Genomic DNA, 16,218 nt, shown 5'->3' on the forward strand with positions numbered 1-16,218 from the left:
CACCCGTTCCCATTCCGAACACGGCAGTTAAGCTCTTCAGCGCCGATGGTAGTTGGGGGTTTCCCCCTGTGAGAGTAGGACGCCGCCAAGCCATTTCAAAAGATCAGCCATCCGGCTGGTCTTTTTTTTGCATAATGCTAAGAAAAATCATTGGATATAAAGGGATTATCAATTATGGAAACTTTTATAAAGACATACACGTAATGAAATTCTTCATCATACATTGTAAAAAGCATCCCCGGTTCTCTTAAACTATTTAAATTAATGTATGCGAACAATGGTTTTTGGGGAGAATGCAGGTATGGAGGTGGAGATGTTGGGGACAACAACAACCAAAACAACGGCAGGGGAAACATGCGCGGTTTGTGAAGAAATAAAAGGGATGGGTATACATCTATATACGACTTTTATTTGCGAGGAATGCGAAAGGGATATGATCGGGACGGATACGAACGACCCCAAGTACCAATATTACTTAAAGAAATTAAGAAAAATCACTAATCCTGAAATATTATCATGAAAAAATAGTTTGTGGAAAGTTAAAGAGTCAGAGAAAAAAGAAATGGTGTGTTTCTTTAGTCTCTGATTCTTTTTTTGGTACTTTAGAAGAATGCTTGCCAACACGCTTCAAGCTGCAACCAGACTGTTCGGGGATACATAATCGCCTTCCTATTGTCGTAATATGAGATAAAATTGAACTTATTTGATAAAATGAAAAAATACTATGACGTGAGGGAAGAGAAAAATGAATCAATCTCAGACACCATTGTTCGATGCAATGAGTGCATTTCAAAAAAAAAGCCCAATATCCCTGCATGTCCCAGGACATAAAAATGGATGGGTGTTTAGTAAAAAGGGCCAAGCTTTATATAACTCCCTGCTTGGTATTGATGCCACGGAGTTAAGTGGTTTAGATGACCTGCATGCTCCAGAGGGCGCCATTTTAAAGTCCGAGCAACTACTCGCTGACCTATATGGGGTAAAGCGGAGTTATTTTCTCGTTAATGGGTCAACCGTAGGCAACATTGCCATGATTCTTGCTACCTGCAGGGAAGGCGATAAGGTCCTTGTCCAAAGAAACTGCCATAAATCAATTTTACATGGCTTGATGTTAGCGAATGTACAACCAATCTTTTTACAACCGGTTTATTATGAGAAATGGGGCATTGCTGGCGGTGTAAGTTCAAAATTAATTGATGAAGCCTTGAGTGTACATCCAGATGTAAAAGTGATCATTGTTACCTATCCTAATTATTATGGTCTTGGTGAAGACTTGACGGAAATGGTAAGACTCGCACATCAAAAGGGGATTCCGGTGCTGGTGGACGAGGCACATGGCGCTCATTTTCAGGTAGGAAGCCCGTTTCCAAAGCCAGCCATATTGGCAGGGGCAGATGCCGTTGTCCATTCTGCGCATAAAACACTGCCGGCCATGACGATGGGGTCATTTCTTCATGTGAATTCATCCTTAGTTGATGTCGATCAAGTAGCCTTCTATTTACAAATGCTTCAGTCGAGCAGTCCATCTTACCCGATTATGGGATCGCTCGACTTGGCCAGGGCCTACTTAGCCGCTTTTACATCAGAAGATAAAAGTTCCCTTATTGAAAGGATATTAGATTTCAGAAGCGAATTAGGTGCCCTGGATACAGTAAGGGTGCTGGAGGCGCCACTAGGCATCGCGGCGGACCCGTTGAAAGTGGTCATTCAATCAACAAATGGTTTAAGCGGGTTTGAGTTACAGCAGCTATGTGAAGCCGAAGGCATTTTTACGGAATTGGCTGATCGTGATAATTTATTACTGATTTTACCCTTATTAAAAATGGATGCCGAATTTCCTTTTCATGAAATCGTTCAAACTATAAAAAGTGCCACTGAAGGCAGAATTGGATTCAAGGAAGAGAATCTTGGGGAAAGCTTGCCTGAACGAAGGTCAATGATAGGACTTGAAATGCCATACTCCGTCATGAAACATAGTAAATCAAAACCTGTCGCATTACACAAAGCAGTGGGTGAGGTATCTGCCGAGATGGTCATTCCTTATCCACCAGGGATCCCTTTGATTATGTCCGGGGAAATGATTACTCCTGAACATATATCCACTTTGAGAAGCCTGCTAGAACTGGGATCAAGGTTTCATGGCGGTTCCTCCCTTTCAAACGGAGAATTAATCGTTTATGAAAGCGGGCAGACTGGTTAAAATGTTATACTACAAACAAAGAACCTTGGAGGTACATCGATGAAACGTGGTATTTTTATAACAATGGAAGGGCCTGAGGGTGCCGGGAAAACAACAATTACCCAAATGCTTGGCAAGGCTCTGCAACAAGAAGGCTACCAAGTACTATTAACGCGTGAGCCAGGTGGAGTACCCATTTCGGAACAAATTAGGGAAGTGATCCTTAATAAAGATAATACAGCCATGGACGCGAGAACAGAGGCTTTATTATACGCAGCAGCAAGGCGTCAGCATTTAGTGGAAGTGGTCATTCCTGAGTTGGAACGAGGGGGAATTGTCCTCTGTGACAGATTTATAGACAGCTCGTTAGCCTATCAGGGCCATGCAAGGGGTTTGGATATAGAAGAAGTTTACAATATCAATAAATTCGCAATTGGAGATATGATGCCAGATGCCACGCTCTTTTTTGATATCGACCCAGAAGAGGGATTAAGACGTATCCAGTCCAATGGGGAAAGGGAAGTGAACCGGCTGGATCTTGAAGCCCTCGACTTCCATAAAAAAGTTTGTGAGGGGTATCAATTCATTATAAATAGATGGAAAGACCGTTTCATCATCGTGGATGCAGGCCGGACAATAGATGAAGTACTTGAAGAAACGAAAGCCAGCTTGTTGGATTTTTTAGCAAAAACGGGAAACTGAATATATAGGTTTCCATATTATTCACCCAATACTATTCCAGGCAAGGACTAGTTGATATAATGGAGTTAGTAAAAATTCAGAGTAACCGGAGGATGATGAGAATGAAAATGATCATTGCTGTCGTTCAAGACAAGGATAGTCATCGCCTGCTGAATCAATTAGTGGAAAATAATTTCGGAACGACCAAGCTAGCCAGCACTGGCGGGTTTTTAAAATCAGGTAATACGACTTTTATGATTGGCACAGAGGATGAACGCGTTGACCAAGCCATTCAGATAATCAAACAGAATTGTCAGTCACGATCCCAATTAGTATCACCGGTTTCACCGATGGGCGGGAATGCCGAGTCCTATGTACCTTACCCAGTGGAGATTCAAGTAGGCGGTGCGACCATTTTTGTTCTGCCGGTTGAAAACTTTTTACAATTTTAACGGTTAGTTACAGGGAGGTTCATTATGAAAATCAACCATGATATCCCTATTAAGCTTGATAAATCGCGTCAGGATGCCAAACAGTTCCAAACTGGGAATGGAAGATTTCAACAAATGGTTCAGACACAGGATCAAAAGATGCAAATCCAAACATTAAACCGTTTGATAGGCGATATTGAAGGTGCCGGTCAGCGTTTAGTAAGGTCACGTACTTTTAGGGAATTGGCAAAATATAAAGCATTGGTGAAACGGTTTGTTAAAGAAGCGGTTGAATATGGACTGGAACTGAAACAATCTACGAGCTGGAACGAATATGGACAAAGCCGGCCGTTGAAAACCGTGGAAACGATAGATGCAAGATTAGTTGAGTTAAGCGAGGAAATTCTTAATAAAGAGAAAAGCTCGCTTGAAATATTGGAAATGATTGGCGAGATTAAAGGTTTGCTGATTAATTTATATACTTAAGTGAGTTGATGGTTTTGGATAAAACATGGCAGGACATGAGTGAAATTCAGCCGCAGGTAATGACGATGCTGCAAAATAGCATAACGAAGAACAGGGTGGCTCATGCGTATTTATTTGAAGGGGAAAAAGGGACAGGTAAGCAAGAGATAAGCATTGCCTTTGCCAAAAGCTTACTATGTGAAGCCCCGACAGCAGGTTATGAGCCATGCGAACTTTGTCGGAATTGCAAACGGATTTCAAGTGGGAATCATCCTGATGTCCATTTGATAGAAAAAGACGGTCTCTCAATAAAGAAAGAACAAATCAAGGGGCTGCAGGAAGAGTTTTCGAAAAAAAGCGTAGAGGCAGATCGAAAGGTTTATATGATTGCCGATGCGGACAAAATGTCGGTGGGGGCAGCCAACAGTCTATTGAAATTTTTAGAAGAACCTTCGGCTGATACTGTAGCAATATTGATGACCGAACAGCTTCAGAGGATTCTACCGACAATATTATCTAGGTGCCAAGTGATTTCATTCAAACCATTATCTCCGGAGAATGTGAGACGGAAGCTGATAGAACAGGAGTTAGAACCACAGCTGGCCTCGGTCATCGCACACATAACACAGAATCTGGAAGCTGGAATCGAGCTTAGCCATGATGAATGGTTTGTACAAGCTCAAAAAATAGTGGTAAAATTATATGAAGTGTTAAAAATCAATTCCTTGAAGGCATTGCTGTACCTTCAGACGGATTGGTCCACACACTTTAAAGAAAGAGAACAGGTTGACAGAGGTCTTGATTTGTTACTTCTTATATATAAGGATTTATTATACATTCAGTTGGACAAAAAGGACTTCGTTGTATTCCAAAATAAACTGAAGGAATTTGAAACTCACGCTCTTCATCTTTCCCCAAGACGCCTTGCTGAACATATGGGTTGCATTTTGGAAGCAAAAAGGAAGCTGATGTCCAACACGAATCCACAGCTGTTGATGGAACAGCTTGTGCTGAATTTGCAGGAGGGATCATGATTTGTATGATGTTGTAGGTGTCCGTTTTAAAAAGGCGGGCAAAATATACTACTTCGATCCGGGTGAATTCACTATTCCTAAGGACGATTTTGTAATAGTGGAGACTGTCCGCGGTGTTGAATTCGGTAGAGTCGTTACAGCCCGTAAACAAGTAGATGAAAACGATGTTGTCCTGCCATTGAAAAAAGTACTTCGGGTCGCTGATGCAAAAGATAAGCTGATTGTAGACGAGAACAAGGCGGCTGCAGAAGAGGCTTACTCTATATGTTGTCAAAAGGTTGTGGAGCATAAACTGGATATGAAGCTGGTTGATGTGTCATATACTTTCGACAGAAATAAAGTCGTGTTTTATTTTACAGCGGATGGTCGCGTGGATTTCCGTGATTTAGTCAAAGATTTAGCTGCCATATTCAGAACTCGCATAGAACTGCGCCAAATTGGGGTTAGGGATGAGGCAAAGATGCTTGGTGGCATCGGACCTTGTGGCAGAATGCTTTGTTGCTCCACATTTCTTGGGGATTTTGAACCGGTTTCCATCAAAATGGCGAAGGATCAGAATTTATCATTAAATCCTACAAAAATCTCAGGTTTATGCGGTCGATTGATGTGCTGTCTGAAATATGAAAATGATGAGTATGAAAGTGCGAAGGAAATGCTTCCTGATTTAGGTGAAATGATTAATACGCCTGGTGGCAAAGGCAAGGTAGTGGGGCTTAATATTCTAGAACGCGTACTTCAGATTGAACTAATCGAGCAAGAAAGAGTATTAGAGTATACTCTAGATGAGATTCTTAAAGAGGGAGCCGTTTCTATTCAAGCCACAGATTATTAAGGTGGTGGGAGAGCGTGGATAAGAAAGATATTTTTGAGTCGGTGACCAATATGGAAACCCAGATAGGCCAATTATATAAGCAGCTTGGAGAATTGAAGCAGAACTTAGCTGAAATCCTTGAGGAAAATCAGTCGATCAAGCTGGAGAACGAGCATTTGCGCCATCGGTTGGGCCTTGTGGAAGTCGAAACTGCTCCTGCTGCAGTAAAGGTCAAACAAAAAGTGAAAAACCGTACTGCAAGTGCGGACAAGGTTATGGATATCGGGGAAGGCTATGATAATTTAGCCCGTATCTATCAAGAAGGCTTTCACATTTGCAATCTGCATTTTGGCAGTTTAAGAAAAGAAGGAGATTGCTTGTTCTGTTTATCTTTTTTAAACAAGAAGTGATAATGGAATAATATAAAAGATGTTCCATCTCTTTTACGTGATAGATAGACCGTTTACAATATATAGTGATTCGGGGTCTGACGCATACTATGAGTCAGGCCCCTTTTTGTACGATAGTTATGTCGAAGCATGTTCCCTATACATGCTTTTTCCATACATGATTAGGAGGGTAACAGCAATGGTGGAACTTAAAGGAGATGAGCGCCTGGATTATCTATTGGCTGAGAAATTAAGGATCATCCAGAGCCCGTCGGTGTTCTCTTTTTCATTAGATGCCGTTTTATTATCAAGGTTCGTAAATGTCCCGATCCAAAAAGGGAAAATCGTAGATCTTTGCTCAGGGAATGGGGTCATACCTTTGCTGCTGAGTACAAGAACGAAAGGGCAAATTACCGGTGTTGAAATTCAAGAGCGGTTATATGATATGGCCCAGAGGAGCATGGACTATAATGGCGTATCCTCGCAGATCGAGATGATTCATGGGGATATAAAGGAAATACCAAAACAGATAGGGTATAGCAAATATGATGTAGTTACTTGCAATCCACCCTATTTCCCGACGCCATCTATCGAGGAAATTAACAAAAATGAGCATTTTGCAATTGCCCGACATGAATTAATGTGTAATCTAGAGGACGTCATGCGTGTTTCAAGTCAGTTGTTGCGTCAAGGTGGGAAAGCGGCATTCGTTCATAGACCTGGCCGTCTGATGGATATCCTCCATTTCATGAGGATGTACAGAATTGAACCAAAGCGACTGCAGTTCGTTTATCCAAAGAGTTCAAAAGAAGCGAATACGATTCTTATTGAAGGGATAAAGGACGGCAACCCTGATTTGAAGATTCTTCCTCCGCTTGTTGTATATAATGATCAAAATGAGTATAATCCGGAAATCAGAAGGATTTTATATGGAGAGGAATAAGCATTATTTTTATGTTTTAAAATGCAGGGACGGAAGCTATTATGCTGGGTATACCAATAATTTGGACCGCAGGATTGATGCTCATAATCAAGGCAGGGGTGCAAAGTATACACGTGGCCGGACCCCGGTTGAACTGATTTATCATGAAATATTCGAAACACAGACATTGGCCATGCAGGCTGAATATAAATTCAAGCAATTAACCAGAAAACAAAAGCAAAAGTGGATGGCAAAGGAGGATACATGATATGTGGCAGCAAAAGAGTTTTGAAAAAGAAGGATTGGAGCCAGCTCTATATCTGGTTCCTACACCGATAGGAAACCTTGAGGATATGAGTTTCCGGGCTTTAAGAATCTTAAAGGAAGCGGATGTCATTGCTGCTGAGGACACGCGAAATACAAAGAAATTATGCAACTACTTTGAAATTTCGACACCTATCGTCAGTTACCATGAACATAATAAGGAATATAGCGGAAAGCAGATGCTTGAGAGGCTTCGGTCTGGAGAGGTCATTGCATTGGTAAGTGATGCGGGCTTGCCGACGATATCCGATCCGGGATATGAACTGGTCAAAGAAGCCATTGCCGAACAGTTTAAAGTCATCCCGTTGCCTGGGGCAAATGCTGCATTAACTGCATTGATCGCATCTGGACTGATTCCGCAGCCCTTTTACTTTTATGGCTTTCTACAGCGGGGAGCAAAAGAAAAAAAGCAGGAGCTGGAAAAATTAAAAAAATTGGAATCGACTTGGATCGTTTATGAATCGCCACATCGATTGAAAGATACATTGAAACATATGCATGAAATTTTAGGTGACCGTCGTATAGTATTATGCCGTGAATTGACCAAGAAATTTGAAGAGTTCATTCGAGGGACTGTGAGTGAAGCATTGACATGGGCGACGGAATCCGAAATTCGCGGAGAGTTCTGTTTAATAATAGAAGGAGGGCAATGGTCGGAGGAGGAACCTGAAGAAGCTTGGTGGATGGTCCTTGACATCGTCGGTCATGTTAATCATTATATGGAAACCAAGCAATTCACTTCAAAGGACGCAATCAAGCAGGTCGCAAAAGATCGCAATATGCAAAAACGGGATGTATATCAAGCGTATCATATTGATATACAAGAATAATAAACATAAAAAAAACTTCCGAAGGTCGGAAGTTTTTTTTATATCATTTATTTAGAAGCAGTGAAGTTTTGTTGAATTTCTTGAATAAGTAATTCTGCACCTTCACGGCTAAGGATCAATTTACCATTAGCAAGTGTAAGGTTGTTATCGGAAACTTCACCTGTAACTTGGCAAGTCATGTTTGGTTTGTATTTTTTCAAGATGATGCGCTCATCATCAACATAGATTTCAAGAGCGTCTTTCTCAGCGATACCCAATGTACGACGAAGTTCGATTGGAATAACCACCCGGCCTAACTCATCAACTTTACGAACAATACCTGTAGATTTCATTTTTATAATTTCTCCTCTCAGTTACAATCTAGTACCCTATTTTCTATTTTTTTCGCCATTTTTCGACAAATTTTTTTATAAATTTATAATACCAGCCATTCCCAAATTCGTCAATGATTTATTTTCATTTTTTTGTAAGAAATAGCATGGCTCATTTCGTGTAACAAAAAGGCTTTTAAAGAGAAAAAATCGGTTATGCCTTTAAAAGTAAAGAAATAGCTAGACTACAAGGAACCCCTCACTTCACCAGATTTCGACAAAGTGTGCATATAAAACATACTTCATCATTATATGTTTAATATAATTTAGTTTCAAAACAAAAGTTCTGAATTAAGGATAATTTTCTGAAAAACTTTACGAATATGTGAGTTGTTGCACAAAAAAAGAAATTTAGGTATATTTTGTTGAGGTAAGAGGTAATGCTGTCATAATAAGGGTAGTCACGTCCAGATCACTTATTTTTAAATATAATTTCTTAATTCTATTAACACGATGATTAGATTAGTGATTATTGTCGCATATAGCGTTAAAATAGAGATAATAACTTAAATATATTCTTATGGCTTGGGTCAATCCTTTAGCCGGTTTTTCAAAAGATGAGGAGGGAACGTAGTGCAAGATAAATTAAAAACATTCTATATCACGACACCCATATATTATCCGAGTGGTAATTTACATATAGGGCACGCGTATACGACAGTTGCAGGGGATGCCATGGCTCGTTATAAAAGGATGCGTGGCTTCGATGTCATGTATTTAACAGGAACTGATGAACATGGTCAAAAAATCCAGCGTAAAGCGGCTGAGGAAGGAATCACTCCACAGCAATATGTAGATAATATCGTATCAGGGATTAAAGAGCTCTGGGAAAAGCTTGATATTTCATATGATGATTTCATCAGGACGACGGAAGATCGCCATAAAGAGGTTGTAGCCAAGATATTCAAAAGGCTATTGGACCAGGGTGATATATATTTGGACCAATATGAAGGGCTATATTGTACACCTTGCGAATCTTTCTTCACGGAACGTCAGGTGGAAGAAAGCAATGGAAACTGTCCTGATTGCGGCAGGCCTGTTGAGAAGGTGAAAGAGGAATCTTACTTCTTTAAGATGAGTAAATATGCGGATCGGTTACTGGAGTTTTATGAGGAAAATCCGGATTTCATTCAACCGGAATCCCGCAAAAATGAAATGATCAATAACTTCATCAAGCCTGGATTGGAAGATCTGGCCGTTTCACGTACTACTTTCGATTGGGGCATCAAGGTGCCGGGAGATCCAAAGCATGTTATTTATGTCTGGATAGATGCTTTGACCAATTATATAACGGCATTGGGGTACGGAACGGATAATGATTCTAAATACTTGAATTATTGGCCGGCCGATGTACATCTGGTCGGAAAGGAAATTGTGCGTTTCCATACGATCTATTGGCCGATCATGTTAATGGCTCTTGATGTGCCGCTTCCAAAGAAAGTCTTTGCCCACGGATGGCTTCTCATGAAAGATGGTAAAATGTCCAAATCAAAAGGAAATGTAGTGGATCCCGTTACATTGATTGATCGTTACGGTTTGGATTCTTTACGCTACTATTTATTGCGTGAAGTTCCATTTGGTTCCGATGGAGTATTTACACCGGAAGGGTTTGTTGAACGGATCAATTTTGACCTGGCAAATGATTTAGGGAATTTATTAAATCGAACAGTTGCAATGGTCAATAAGTATTTTGATGGTGTAATTCCAAATTACGATGGATCCAATGGTGAATTCGAAAAGGCTTTGCTTGAAATGAACCAAGAAACGGTAGGCAAGTATGAGGAAGCAATGGAAAACATGGAATTTTCAGTTGCACTAACATCCATTTGGCAATTAGTGAGCAGAACTAACAAATTCATCGATGAAACCCAGCCATGGACTCTTGCTAAAGATGAATCAAGGAAAGCGGACCTTGCTAGTGTCATGGTTCATTTGGCGGAATCATTACGCAGGACGGCAATCCTTTTGAAACCGTTCTTGACGCAAACACCGGAAAAAATCTTTGCTCAGCTTAGCATCAAAGATGATGTGTTGAAATCCTGGGACAGTTTAGCGGAGTTCGGTCAAATTCCTGCTGAAACAAAAGTTTTGAAGGGAGATCCGATCTTCCCTCGTTTGGATATGGAAGAGGAAGTTTTATATATTAAAGAACAAATGCAGGGCGATGCACCTAAGGCCGAGGAAAAAGTGGAAGTGGAGATTCCCGAGGTTGATGAAATCACTATTGATGACTTTACAAAAGTGGAGCTTCGTGTTGCTCAGGTCATGGAAGTTGAACCAGTAAAGAAGGCGGATAAGCTTCTTAAACTTCAGCTTGATTTGGGCTATGAGAAACGGCAAGTCGTTTCAGGCATTGCACAGCATTATAAACCCGAAGATTTAGTGGGCAAAAAGGTGATATGCGTAACGAATTTGAAACCTGTTAAACTTCGTGGCGAGCTATCGCAAGGAATGATTTTGGCGGGAAGCCAAGATGGTGTACTCTCAGTCGCTACAATAGATTCATCGATTCCAAATGGTTCAAAGGTGAAATAAACCGATGAAAACATAAAGGTGTTTCATATGAAACATTTTTATGTTTTTTTCTTTATGCTTTTGGAAAAAGTACTTTTATACAGGTTTTGTTTTTAGTGCTGGATTATTAGTTGGGCATATAAGGTCCTTTGTAATCTGTTTGTTACCTAAATGTGAAACATAAAACTTTCATTTTTTTATAAAATAGTGCTAGAAAGGAAGAAAAATAATGTTATTTGATACACATGTACATGTTAATGCGGAACAATTCAACGAGGATCTCGAAGAAGTAATAGAAAGAGCTAAGGAAGCAGGAGTCAATAATATGGTTGTCGTTGGTTTTGACCGGCCTACTATTATAAGGGCAATGGAATTGATAGAAGCTTATGATTTCATGTATGCCGCAGTCGGCTGGCATCCTGTCGATGCTATAGATATGACAGAAGAGGACTTACAATGGATCGAGGAATTATCCAACCATCCAAAGGTTGTGGCCATTGGTGAGATGGGCCTGGATTATCATTGGGATAAATCACCGAAAGATGTTCAAATGGAGGTATTCAGGAAGCAAATCCGTCTGGCAAAAAAGGTTGGGCTGCCCATTATCATCCATAATCGGGAAGCGACCGCGGATATCGTGAACATACTCAAGGAAGAAGAGGCATCAAGGGTTGGAGGCATCATGCATTGCTTTAGCGGAAGTGCGGAAACGGCTTTGGAATGCATTAATATGAATTTTTATATTTCATTGGGTGGCCCTGTAACCTTCAAGAATGCAAAAAAACCAAAGGAAGTGGCAGCGGCCGTACCTTTAGACCGTTTACTGATAGAGACCGATTGTCCATATTTGGCTCCCCATCCTTATAGGGGGAAGCGTAATGAACCTTCGTATGTGAAGCTTGTTGCTGAACAAATTGCAGAAATCAAACAACTTACAATCGAGGAAGTTTCCCAGGCGACAACAGAAAATGCCAAAAAATTATTCGGCATTAACTGACATTTTATTTTACAATATCTCCCGGGGTTCGCTAGCTAAAATCGTATTATTTTAAACTTTCTACAAATCTCGCTCCAACTATAGGCTTATTATGTCGAGAAGTCACCCTTTCTTTTTCAATATGGAATATGCATAATAGGTAGTAATTTCCTGAATGAGAAGTGAATGGGTTGACAGCTTGATAACTAAGTCTATATAATCACCGGGAGGAAGGAGGAGTTTTTCATTCTATTAAAAACTATGAAAAACCTTATTCCCAAACCTTTTGGGAAGAAGAGAATGGCAATTGCCATTTGCAGTGCTATTCTTGTTTCTACAGCATTGGGAATACTAATATATCAAGGTACAAAGGATACAGTAACAATCATGCTAGACGGAAAAAAAGAGGTAGTGCGTACACACGCGGCTACTGTAAATGATATGTTGGAAGATTTAGAGATTACCGTTCAAGCCGCAGACTATGTCCATCCATCAAGAGCCACGAAGGTTGATGATGATTTAGAGGTGGTTTGGAAGCCTGCACAAAAAATCGTCATGGTACAGGATGGTAAGACGGAGGAAGTCTGGTCCACTGCAGAAACGGTAGAAGATCTTTTAAAGGATCAAGATCTTAGTGTGAAGGAACAGGATAAGATCACCCCTTCAAAAAATACGAAGCTGAAAGCGAATATGGAAGTTGCCATAGACAAAGCCTTTTCACTGAAATTAGTGGTAGGTGGAAACGAAAAGCAGGTCTGGTCAACTTCGACTACTGTCGCTGACTTTTTAAAGCAACAAGGAGTAAAACTCAATGATTTGGATCGAGTTGAGCCAGAATTAACCGAAAAAGTTGAAGCTGAGAATACGGTAAACGTAGTTCGAATTGAAAAAGTCACCGATGTAGTGGAAGAACCAGTTGACTTTGCTGTCATAACAAAAAAAGATGACTCTTTATCAAAAGGGAAAGAGAAAATTGTCAAAGAAGGAAAAGACGGACTCATTTCCAAGAAATATGAAGTTGTTAAGGAAAATGGCAAAGAGGTCAAAAGAGAATTACTTTCAGAAAGAGTAGTTAATAAAAAGCAGGATAAAGTTGTAACGGTCGGAACTCGAACGACAGTTGCCCAGGCATCACGCGGAGTAACTAACGTTAGTTCTTCAAGTGGAAAAGAAATATACGTATCATCAACAGCTTATACTGCCAGTTGTAAGGGCTGTTCCGGTGTCACGTCTACAGGCGTAGATCTTAAGAGTAATCCGGGTGCAAAGATCATTGCTGTCGATCCAAGCGTGATTCCTTTGGGGTCGAAAGTATATGTAGATGGATACGGCTATGCTGTAGCTGCTGACAAAGGCGGAGCAATAAAGGGAAATAGGATTGATGTCTTCTTTTCCTCGAAAAATGATGCCTATCGTTGGGGTGTAAAGAGAGTAAAGGTTCGTGTATTGGACTAATAAGGTTTCTCTCGCAGGAGATGAATTCGTCTCCTGTTTTTTGCGTTTTATTTTCCACTTGTTGAAAAACCCTATGTAAAACTGTTTTAATAAGATAGACGTCTCACTATTCCATAAGATTTCAATTTATGTGTGTAAACTTTCATAAATGATTTTGACTGGATTCTCTATCCAGAAAAATTTTACGGGGGACCGGTTACGTTTATCCAAGAGCTAATCAAAGCGCTTACGCTTTTCTGTATGGAGGAAACCATGAAGAAGATTAAAGAGATTATTGTTGTAGAAGGAAAAGACGATACGGTAGCGATAAAAAGGGCTGTTAATGCTGATACAATAGAAACCAATGGTTCCGCGGTGAATGAGTCCTGTATCGAGCAGGTGAGGCTTGCACAAATGACGCGTGGAGCCATCATTTTCACGGACCCTGATTTTCCTGGTCAAAAAATAAGGAACATCATTTCAGAACAAGTAAAAGGATGTAAACACGCCTTTTTAACGAAGGAGGAAGCCCTTCCTAAGTCAGGTAGAGGAATTGGTGTGGAACATGCTTCTCCTGAGGCGATTCGTAATGCTTTAAAGGATGCCCAGTTAATGGATGAAGAGGCTTCAGAAGAGATTTCACAGCAGGATTTAATAGATGCAGGTTTAATCGGCGGGTCCGGTGCCAAGGAACGAAGGGAAAAACTTGGATCTATTTTAAAAATCGGGTTTACCAATGGTAAACAGTTATATAAGAGACTAAAAATGTTCCAAATATCAACTGATGCTTTTGAGAAAGCGATGGTACAGATAATTCAGGAGGAAAATAATGAATAAGGATATTGCAACCCCTGTCAGAACGAAAGAAATATTAAAGAAATACGGATTCTCCTTTAAAAAGAGCTTAGGACAAAACTTTTTAATCGATACGAATATCTTGAAACGTATTGTCGAACATGCCAATTTGACAGAGGAAAGCGGCGCCATCGAAATTGGGCCGGGAATCGGGGCATTGACGGAACAACTAGCGAAAAGCAGCAAAAAGGTTGCGGCCTTTGAGATTGATCAGCGTCTACTGCCCATCTTATCGGATACACTGTCTCCCTATAACAATGTAAACATCATTCACGGGGATGTTCTCAAGGCAGATGTCAAGAAGGTAATCGAGGAGGAATTCGCTGGCTTATCGGACCTGATGGTTGTTGCAAATCTGCCATACTATGTCACGACGCCGATCATTTTAAAGCTATTGTCCGAGGACCTGCCCATTAGAGGCATCGTGTGCATGCTGCAAAAGGAAGTGGCTGATCGAATTGCCGCAAAACCTGGGACAAAGGAATATGGTTCTTTATCCATTGCGATTCAATATTATACCGAAGCCGAAACAGTGATGATCGTACCCAAAACGGTATTCATGCCTCAGCCTAATGTTGATTCAGCCGTAATCCGCCTTACCTTGCGCGATAAGCCAATCGTTGAGGTCCTGGATGAGGACTTCTTCTTCACTGTGACCCGGGCGAGCTTTGCACAGCGCCGGAAAACGATATTAAATAACCTAATCAGTCAGCTGCCGGATGGTAAGTCGAAAAAAGAGCTCATACTTGCTGCTCTCGAAGCCGCAGAAGTTGATCCTTCCAGACGAGGAGAAACACTGAGCATCAAAGAATTTGGCCGCTTAAGTGATGCGTTATTGCCGAATTTCAAATAAAGATAATGTGAAAGATTAAAGTCGGAATGGGGTCACTCCCAGCTTCCGGCTTTTTTTATTTTGATATTGGCATACCATGATGGAACCGTACCCAAAAATGTAATCAATCCCAACCTTTCACCATTCAAGAATGGTTCGCATAACTTAAGAATGAAAATAAACTAGGGCGGGCTGAAAATAAGTCTTCTCATGGGGTGAGGCCATGAATATTCAAATAAACGATATTGTCGGTCGGGTTTCTTATAAATGCGACGTGTTGTTCCGGGTAATCGATATCCGTGATATTGACGGAAGGCGTGAAGCTATTCTTTATGGGGAAGATATCCGACTGATTGCAGATGCACCTTTTCAAGATTTAATGATCATTAATGATAATGAAAGAAATGATCGACAAAAATCGAATGAGGTACTTCAAGAACAATCTTACCGATTATTAACACAAGATCTAGAGCTGCAACAACAAAAAAATGGCTATCAATCGAGTAATGGCTATCGGTATAGCGGTGAATATTTTCAGATACCAGGGAGGGTCCTCCATGTTGATGGGGATGCGTCTTACTTAAGGAAATGCATGGAACTATATCAGAAATTCAGTATTCCGGTCAATGGCATCTATTGCAATGAAAAGGAAATGCCCCAAAGAATCGGGGGGTTGTTGGACCATTATCGGCCGGACATTCTTGTTGTCACCGGTCATGATGCCTATTCAAAATCAAAAGGACCGATGTCCGATATCAATGCCTACCGTCACTCAAAGGATTTTGTACAGACAGTTAGAGAAGCACGAAGGAGGGTTTCCCATTTAGATCAACTGATTATATTTGCCGGGGCTTGTCAATCGCATTTTGAATCATTAATCCAAGCGGGGGCTAATTTTGCAAGTTCTCCCTCCCGTGTTAATATACATGCTCTTGATCCGGTATATATCGTCGGAAAGATAAGCTTTACACCTTTTTCCGATCATATTCATGTTTGGGATGTCCTTCGGAATACATTAACGGGAGAGAAGGGGTTGGGGGGAATTGAGACTAAAGGGGTGTTACGGACCGGGTTGCCTTTCAAGCCATTTCAGGAAGAATGAACGAGCTGCATTTTAAAAGAATGCAGCTTGCTTTTGGTGGGGAAGAATTCGGATATCCTCACAAAAAA

Annotated in this window: 18 protein-coding genes and 1 rRNA gene; 18 read left to right on the forward strand and 1 reads right to left on the reverse strand. The window is 40.7% G+C overall.

Features of this window, described 5'->3' with window-relative positions; all coding sequences use genetic code 11:
• The 12 genes from rrf to rsmI form a co-directional block, all read left to right on the forward strand.
• A 5S ribosomal RNA gene (gene rrf / locus ACQKMF_RS25245) occupies positions 1–91 on the forward strand; the annotation flags it as partial.
• Between the two features lie 210 nt (positions 92–301).
• Positions 302–520 carry a sigma factor G inhibitor Gin gene (locus ACQKMF_RS25250; protein WP_101225890.1) on the forward strand — a complete coding sequence of 73 codons (219 nt, stop codon included), beginning with the start codon at positions 302–304 and terminating at the stop codon, positions 518–520.
• Positions 521–745: 225 nt separating this feature from the next.
• The gene (locus ACQKMF_RS25255) at positions 746–2,200 is read left to right on the forward strand and encodes an aminotransferase class I/II-fold pyridoxal phosphate-dependent enzyme (protein WP_427575502.1); all 1,455 of its coding nucleotides are present in this window, start codon (positions 746–748) and stop codon (positions 2,198–2,200) included.
• A gap of 39 nt (positions 2,201–2,239) precedes the next feature.
• Entirely contained in the window at positions 2,240–2,881 is a 642-nt protein-coding gene (gene tmk, locus ACQKMF_RS25260) for a dTMP kinase (RefSeq protein ID WP_230178754.1), read from the forward strand.
• 101 nt (positions 2,882–2,982) lie between these two features.
• Positions 2,983–3,312 (forward strand): cyclic-di-AMP receptor, encoded by a 330-nt coding sequence (locus tag ACQKMF_RS25265; RefSeq protein ID WP_034316369.1) that lies wholly within the window; start codon positions 2,983–2,985, stop codon positions 3,310–3,312.
• Positions 3,313–3,336: 24 nt separating this feature from the next.
• Positions 3,337–3,777, forward strand: coding sequence for a YaaR family protein (locus ACQKMF_RS25270; protein WP_350300832.1), 441 nt, complete (start codon positions 3,337–3,339; stop codon positions 3,775–3,777).
• Positions 3,778–3,791: 14 nt separating this feature from the next.
• Positions 3,792–4,790, forward strand: a complete 999-nt coding sequence (holB, locus tag ACQKMF_RS25275; protein WP_101225933.1) for a DNA polymerase III subunit delta' — start codon at positions 3,792–3,794, stop codon at positions 4,788–4,790.
• 1 nt (position 4,791) lies between these two features.
• Positions 4,792–5,622, forward strand: coding sequence for a PSP1 domain-containing protein (locus ACQKMF_RS25280; protein ID WP_101225894.1), 831 nt, complete (start codon positions 4,792–4,794; stop codon positions 5,620–5,622).
• Positions 5,623–5,672: 50 nt separating this feature from the next.
• On the forward strand, positions 5,673–6,011 hold the full coding sequence (yabA, locus tag ACQKMF_RS25285) for a DNA replication initiation control protein YabA (RefSeq protein WP_397315131.1): 339 nt from the start codon (positions 5,673–5,675) through the stop codon (positions 6,009–6,011).
• A gap of 178 nt (positions 6,012–6,189) precedes the next feature.
• Entirely contained in the window at positions 6,190–6,933 is a 744-nt protein-coding gene (locus tag ACQKMF_RS25290) for a tRNA1(Val) (adenine(37)-N6)-methyltransferase (protein ID WP_101225896.1), read from the forward strand.
• Positions 6,920–7,180, forward strand: coding sequence for a GIY-YIG nuclease family protein (locus ACQKMF_RS25295; protein WP_101225897.1), 261 nt, complete (start codon positions 6,920–6,922; stop codon positions 7,178–7,180). The genes ACQKMF_RS25290 and ACQKMF_RS25295 overlap by 14 nt, the downstream gene beginning before the upstream one ends.
• A 1-nt stretch (position 7,181) precedes the next feature.
• Entirely contained in the window at positions 7,182–8,066 is an 885-nt protein-coding gene (gene rsmI, locus ACQKMF_RS25300) for a 16S rRNA (cytidine(1402)-2'-O)-methyltransferase (RefSeq protein WP_101225898.1), read from the forward strand.
• A gap of 47 nt (positions 8,067–8,113) precedes the next feature.
• Here the strand turns inward: rsmI and ACQKMF_RS25305 are convergent, their stop codons facing one another.
• The gene (locus tag ACQKMF_RS25305) at positions 8,114–8,398 is read right to left on the reverse strand and encodes an AbrB/MazE/SpoVT family DNA-binding domain-containing protein (protein ID WP_048689982.1); all 285 of its coding nucleotides are present in this window, start codon (positions 8,396–8,398) and stop codon (positions 8,114–8,116) included.
• A gap of 612 nt (positions 8,399–9,010) precedes the next feature.
• Between ACQKMF_RS25305 and metG the strand changes: the two genes are divergently transcribed.
• From metG to yabG, 6 genes are all read left to right on the forward strand, one after another.
• On the forward strand, positions 9,011–10,972 hold the full coding sequence (gene metG, locus ACQKMF_RS25310; protein WP_101225899.1) for a methionine--tRNA ligase: 1,962 nt from the start codon (positions 9,011–9,013) through the stop codon (positions 10,970–10,972).
• Positions 10,973–11,180: 208 nt separating this feature from the next.
• On the forward strand, positions 11,181–11,948 hold the full coding sequence (locus ACQKMF_RS25315; RefSeq protein WP_101225900.1) for a TatD family hydrolase: 768 nt from the start codon (positions 11,181–11,183) through the stop codon (positions 11,946–11,948).
• Positions 11,949–12,227: 279 nt separating this feature from the next.
• Positions 12,228–13,382, forward strand: coding sequence for a G5 and 3D domain-containing protein (locus tag ACQKMF_RS25320; protein ID WP_230178756.1), 1,155 nt, complete (start codon positions 12,228–12,230; stop codon positions 13,380–13,382).
• Positions 13,383–13,634: 252 nt separating this feature from the next.
• A complete protein-coding gene (gene rnmV, locus ACQKMF_RS25325; RefSeq protein WP_402945526.1) occupies positions 13,635–14,198 on the forward strand; it encodes a ribonuclease M5 in 564 nt (187 codons plus the stop codon).
• The gene (gene rsmA, locus ACQKMF_RS25330; protein ID WP_427575508.1) at positions 14,191–15,069 is read left to right on the forward strand and encodes a 16S rRNA (adenine(1518)-N(6)/adenine(1519)-N(6))-dimethyltransferase RsmA; all 879 of its coding nucleotides are present in this window, start codon (positions 14,191–14,193) and stop codon (positions 15,067–15,069) included. Before rnmV ends, rsmA begins: the two co-directional genes overlap by 8 nt.
• A 202-nt stretch (positions 15,070–15,271) precedes the next feature.
• Positions 15,272–16,150 (forward strand): sporulation peptidase YabG, encoded by an 879-nt coding sequence (yabG, locus tag ACQKMF_RS25335; RefSeq protein WP_101225904.1) that lies wholly within the window; start codon positions 15,272–15,274, stop codon positions 16,148–16,150.
• Positions 16,151–16,218 lie beyond the last annotated feature (68 nt).

The organism is Peribacillus sp. NPDC101480 (assembly GCF_050277335.1).
In the GTDB taxonomy this organism is placed as follows: Bacteria; Bacillota; Bacilli; order Bacillales; family DSM-1321; genus Peribacillus.